The sequence below is a fragment of the Spiroplasma sp. ChiS genome (assembly GCF_002968355.1).
Taxonomy (GTDB): domain Bacteria; phylum Bacillota_I; class Bacilli_A; order Mycoplasmatales; family Mycoplasmataceae; genus Spiroplasma; species Spiroplasma citri.
In genome coordinates this window covers 1-4,779 of sequence record NZ_PUUH01000313.1, presented here as the reverse complement: position 1 = coordinate 4,779, position 4,779 = coordinate 1, and the positions used below count along the sequence as shown (strand labels likewise).

Below are 4,779 nucleotides of genomic sequence, written 5' to 3'. Positions count from 1 at the left end.
AAAAGAAATGTTTTTACAGAATATTAAGTAAATTTATTAATTAAAATTTAATAAATGCTTTTTTAGTGTGCTTAAATATGGTTAAATTAAGCTATATTTATAAAATATTTTATTTTTTTAAAAAAAGAGTTGCATTTGTTAAAAATGATGTTATTATCAAAATAACAAGAGATTAATTGGAGCTTAGATTTACATAATACGTAAGGTTTATATAAATTTTTTCCAGTTAAACGATTATATGCATTTATATTTACATTCATTTTTATTTCCTTTCTAAAACAAAAATAAAAAAAATTTACTTATATTTAAAGTTTCGTGAAGTGAAACCATTTATTTTGGTTTGAATACATTAAACATTTTGATAAATGTTTTTTTATTCTAATTTAAATTATATTTTTTATTTTTTAGTTGTCAATTTAATTTTTTTGATCAAATATATGAATGATTCTTCCATTTTTATCTTCATTTTCATCTTCATTTATAATAATTCCAACACCATTATTATTTTTTATTAAAGGTTTTGAAAAAATTTCAGGAATATCTAAATAAAAATTATTATAAAAAATTTTATCTGAAAGTGATTTTCTATTCATTTTTGATACAAATTCATTAGCATCATCATTAGAATTATTTGTTGCTACTTTTTGGATTATAAAATCTATCATTTGCTCTGATTTTTGAGCATGCAATATTGAATCATTAGTTGAAATTTTATTAAGATTTTGAATTGTTTCTGAAGATAAATAAATAATTCAAGGTGCAAAAAAAGTTTTTTTTGTTTTATCAACTGTATATATACTATTTTTTAATATTTTATCTTCTCCCCGAACAACAGAACTACTGCTTTCTCCTATTGAAAAATTTGGATTTTTATTATTTGACATCATTGCCATTAAAGGTGCTCCTCCACTCGTTGTTATAGCGGTTGCTCCTATTAAACTTAATATTTTTTTCATATATATTATTCCTTTCATTTTATTTATATGTATTTAATAAATACATAATTTAAGTATATTTAATTATTTTTATCTTGTCAAATATTCTTATTTTTCCGTTTCTCCCGTTGTGCTAGTTAATCAAGGAAAGGGGCTTCGCCCCTAGGTCGCTTCGCGACCTGTACCCCAGCAAACAACACACGGGGAGGACATAAAGTCCCTCCTCCGTGGTGTTTGCCTATCTATTTGTCTCTGTCTGTGTCTGTCTTTGTTTTGCTTGTATTTATTATAAATATCGCATAACACCATTAAACATCGCTAATGAGATAATAGCACCAAGGAATAATTTAAAAGTTATATCAAAGGCAAATAAGTTACTAATATTTTCTCAAAGCAAATTAACATTATGGATAGTATTTCCCAAGGCATTAATATATTTACCAACCTCTTTAATACCAGGTAAATTATTAAACGCTCAAATAAGAGCATTAATAATATGTTTATCCAATCTATATCACGGAGCATCTAAATAAGGTAATTGTCATATTTTTCCACCATTAATTTCATTTTGTCAGTCTTTAACATTATATATACTAAAATTAAAGCCATGAATTTCAATAGAATTATGAGCAGTTAATTTAGTACTAATAAATTCAAAAACATTAAAACCTTTATATTTATCACTATTAGCCATATCTAACATTTTTACTTCTGAAAATACCTCATATATACTCGGTAATTTATCAGTTTCAGTGTTTCAATTTGAATAAAAATAATATGAAAAATCTTTAACATCTACTTTATAAGCATTATAAAACCGAACTATTGGACTAGAAAAATAATTATCACTTCCAGCTCCGCGTAAACTAAAATACAAAGCCTTTGGATATAACAAAAAACCATTTTTTACAAAAAACGAAAAACCAACATCACCAGTAGAAGAAAAAAACTTAACATATTCATAAGGATTACCAACATCAAAAATACCACGCAAAGTATTTGAATAAACAAAATCTAAAATTTGAAATAAATTTTCTAAATTTCAATTACCTTGTAAAATATTATCAATATAATATTTTGGTTCTGCTAATTTAAAATTCTCTTCGGTAATTTTATATTTTTCTAAAAGACTGCGATAACTAAAATTAAAAATTAAATACTCCATATCAAAATAACGGGAATTTTGATTATTAAAATAAGGCATAAATAATCAAGCTAATGTTTCACCGGGAAAATCAAAAGTAAATTTATATTTAACACCATCTATAAAAACAAAAAAATATAAAAAATAATCTTCGTCATCCATTCAACTCATATTAAACGTTGCTAATGTTTTATTATTATTTGTTTTTTGGTCTTTTTGTATTAAATTAAATTCAAAATTTCAATCTTTATTATATGATTTATCAACAAATTTTTTTAATCAAAAATTTTTGTCTTTTGGTTCAATACTAACTCCATACAACGGTTTTGCCAATCTTATACCAAAGGAAAAAGCATAATTTTCAAGACTTAAATTATGCATAAAAAAATCTTGTCTTATCATTAAAGTACTTTGTAAATCATATTTATTTAATTCATTGATAGTTTTTTCACTAAAATTGTCTTTTTTTTCTGAAATAGTGCCATTAAAAAGAAATATTCACCCAAAAGGAATTAATAAAACAAGAAAAAAACTTAATATTTTTTTACGCATAACATATTTTCCTTTCTATCTAACCGCAAATATAACCCTTATAATCATAAGCATAATTCCAAAGGCGATAAACAATCTAAAAATAGGGTGGGTTGCAATAATAAATAAATTAGCAACTAATTTATAAAATTCGTTTGAACTATTAAACCATTGTTTTATTGTTGCCATTGCTGTCTCTGATGCTAAAAAAATATTTGCAACAAACGCAGAACCAATAATGCCTATTACAAGAAAAAATCATAATAATTTAATCATTATTTTTCACCTTTATTAGCTTTAATATGTTTAATTTGTTTGCTCTCTTTCAAACGAATAGCACCTAAACCCGCAGACATGGCAGAAGCGGTATTTTGAGACATTGTACTTAATTGTGGTGCTGAACCAACCAAACGCATAAAAATTCCTAAAATACCCCCTATAATTCAAAGAACATATAAAGGGATGTCTGTTGCTGGCAATTTTAAAGTTCACATTCAATCCATAATCTTCATAAATATATCAATAACAACATTAAAAGCATCATCCCAACTCGTTAATAAATTCATAATTATTTACCTCCTTTTTGTAAATTTTCAACTAATCTTGTTGCTCCCATTTTTTCTAAATCTTCTAAACTATCAAAATTAACATAATCTCAATAAGTCAATGATTTATCTTTAACTCTGTCATTTTTAATATCTCTAACAAATTGTAAATATTTTGTATCATAATTCATAACATCTAATAAAGATACTGTAATTTTAAAATTACGCATACCAATAGCACTAGCATTTTTTAATTTTACTTTTTTACCATTAGCAGAACGCTTAACACTTTCAGATTTTCAAATATCATAATTATCTTTATCTTTAAAAATACCAATATTAAATTTAAACTTAGGAAAAAATCAAATAAAATATTTTAATATTCCCTTAAATTGTAAAAGCGGTGTTTTGCAGTCTAAAGGCAACATTAATGCGGTTGCTAACTCTCTATATTCTACTCAATGATGTTTTTCTCTTTGTCCAATAAATACAACATTAATATTATATTGACGCATAAGAACCAAACTCGGAATAACGCCACTATATTTTTTCATAGCACCATCTTTAACCTCATTAGCAGGAATATATAAAGCCATTTCATCTAAAACAACTAAATTACTTTCACTATAAGGTATCGGATTTTTTAAATTATTATTATCAAACATATCAAATGTTCCTAGTGCGATATCATTATTAAAAATTGGATAATTAGAATATTTAGTTTCATATTTTGAATATATTAATAAATAAGTTGCTAACGCTGTTTTCCCAGAACCTAAATCACCAATCATCATCGTTATAGGGCTTTGTTTAATAGTTTTAAAAAATGCAAGTTGACTTTTTAAGTCTTTAAAAAATAAAAATATTACATATATACTAAATATATAAACAAAAACTATAAAAATAATATTTAATCAACCACTAAATATATTTTTTTTAAATATAATTAAACAATTTAAAACAATCATAATTAATGTAAAAAATCAATTCATTAAATATCAATTTATAATTCATTTTCTAATATTTAACATTTAAGATACCACTTTACATATTTTAAAAATCATATAAATAACAAACCATATAGTAAAGAAAATAAACAATCATATAACTACCATACAGACATAATATTCAACAGTTTTATCAATCAAACCTAATTTATTAGCGGGAATAAAAAAAGCAAACTGATATAATCCTTGATAAACTTTATCTAAAAACTGATTTCAAGTCATTAACAAAACCCCCTAAATATCAATCTAAATATTCAAAATATAACACCAATAATAAAAGTTAAAAACAAAGTAAAACAAATATAAGCCAAAGCCGGTGGCATATCTACACCAAATATAATCTGCATAAATTCAATATAAATATCAAAGACACTTTTTTCTAACATTTTATTTATTCCTTTCTTTTCAGTAATATTCAATACTTTTTAACTTTTTAGGGGTTAAAAACTACTAATATCCGTGTATTAATTTTCGCAAGGTTTCAATCCCTAAAACAACGAACATTAATACAATCGGAATAATTAAAATAGCGTTTGCACCCAAAAAGGCTAAAAATCAAGTTGTAAAACCTCCGGCTCATTTAGCAAGCGTTCCGGCTCAACCCTCAATCGCTTTAA

The 4,779-nt window shown here is 24.4% G+C and carries 5 protein-coding genes; all 5 read right to left on the bottom strand.

The genetic code is table 4. The features are described 5' to 3' along the window. Positions 1 to 416: 416 nt before the first annotated feature. The 5 genes from C6B38_RS08825 to C6B38_RS08805 all read right to left on the bottom strand — a co-directional run bounded on the left by C6B38_RS08825 (position 417) and on the right by C6B38_RS08805 (position 3,949). On the bottom strand, positions 417 to 956 hold the full coding sequence (locus tag C6B38_RS08825; RefSeq protein ID WP_105299347.1) for a hypothetical protein: 540 nt from the start codon (positions 954 to 956) through the stop codon (positions 417 to 419). 265 nt (positions 957 to 1,221) lie between these two features. After that, a complete protein-coding gene (locus tag C6B38_RS10715) occupies positions 1,222 to 2,631 on the bottom strand; it encodes a spiroplasma phage ORF1-like family protein (protein ID WP_199558626.1) in 1,410 nt (469 codons plus the stop codon). A 15-nt stretch (positions 2,632 to 2,646) separates the two neighbouring features. After that, positions 2,647 to 2,886 (bottom strand): hypothetical protein, encoded by a 240-nt coding sequence (locus tag C6B38_RS08815; RefSeq protein ID WP_105299346.1) that lies wholly within the window; start codon positions 2,884 to 2,886, stop codon positions 2,647 to 2,649. Further along, a complete protein-coding gene (locus C6B38_RS08810) occupies positions 2,886 to 3,176 on the bottom strand; it encodes a hypothetical protein (protein WP_105299345.1) in 291 nt (96 codons plus the stop codon). The genes C6B38_RS08815 and C6B38_RS08810 overlap by 1 nt, the downstream gene beginning before the upstream one ends. A gap of 2 nt (positions 3,177 to 3,178) precedes the next feature. After that, on the bottom strand, positions 3,179 to 3,949 hold the full coding sequence (locus C6B38_RS08805) for a hypothetical protein (RefSeq protein ID WP_233485728.1): 771 nt from the start codon (positions 3,947 to 3,949) through the stop codon (positions 3,179 to 3,181). Positions 3,950 to 4,779: the final 830 nt, after the last annotated feature.